This is a genomic window from Lacihabitans soyangensis (assembly GCF_024343775.1).
Classification (GTDB): domain Bacteria; phylum Bacteroidota; class Bacteroidia; order Cytophagales; family Spirosomataceae; genus Leadbetterella; species Leadbetterella soyangensis.
The window spans coordinates 1-1,118 of record NZ_RJUF01000124.1; the positions used below are offsets into that span (position 1 = coordinate 1).

At 43.0% G+C, this 1,118-nt stretch carries 1 protein-coding gene; it reads left to right on the forward strand.

Features of this window, described 5'->3' with window-relative positions:
* Nucleotides 1-1,118: immunoglobulin domain-containing protein (locus EGI31_RS14835; protein ID WP_255037959.1), on the forward strand; the 1,118-nt coding region annotated here is incomplete at both ends.

The following is a 1,118-nucleotide window of genomic DNA, read 5'->3' on the forward strand; positions in this document are numbered from 1 at the left end:
CAGCATCTGCTTCAGGAGGTTCATTACCTCGAACTTTTTCAATAGTATTACAGTCATCGGGTGCTATTATAGCAGGACCTCAGACAGATAGTGTGTTTGCGGGTCTCGCAGCTAATACTTATATCGTTAGAGTAACTGATGCCTGCGGAACAATTTCCAATTCTGCGAATTTGGTTGTAGGAGACCTCACATCTACTCCAACCCTATCTACAACCACAGCACTTGATTGTGATGGAGGGTCTGTATTGAGTGGCTATGGTGGTGGTGGAAGTGGCGGACCCTATACCTATGGACTTTGCACAGGAACTGCCTGTAATTCATTTGGGACTTTTTCAACTGCAAGTACATTCACGATACCATCAAGTGGAACTTATCGAGTCGCGGTTCGAGACAGATGTGGGCTACAAACGAGTTCGCCTGATGTAGTAATAAATATACCTACAAAGGCCGTTATTACTGGTGTAACCAAAAGTAATACTTGTGGTGCAACTAATATTACTGTAGCGGCTACCAATGTTCCAAATACGCCTTATTATAGTTTAGATGGTGGAAACTTTACCACTACAATCGGTAGCGTTCCCGTAGGGAATCATACTATTAGGGTGTCAAATTTTAATGCAGGAACCTTTGAGTGTGCAAGTGATGCTTTTGCATTTACGGTAAGTTCTACACCATCAAATCCGACAGGCACAAGCAATGTAAGTATATGTAATGGTGCAACTGCTTCATTAACAGCTGCTTGTGCCAATAGTTCGGTGGTTTGGTACAATGCAAGTTTGGTGGCCATTCCATTTACTGGCTCACCTTATGTAACACCAAATCTCACATCACCAACAACTTATAATGTTCGATGCGAAGATGGGGCTTGTCGAAGTGGATTTGTGACGGTTAATGTTACAATTAATAATCCACCAACTGCCCAGATTATAGGCACTACGAATTTGTCATGTTCTGTAACTTCGGTAACCAGAACCGCCTCAGGAGGTACAAGCTACCAATGGTCAGGACCAAATTCCTACTCAGCCAAAACAGCAGTAGCAACAATTAACTCAGCAGGAACATATACTGTGACGGTAACAGGAAGCAATGGATGTACAGCTACAGCTACAACGGCAGTA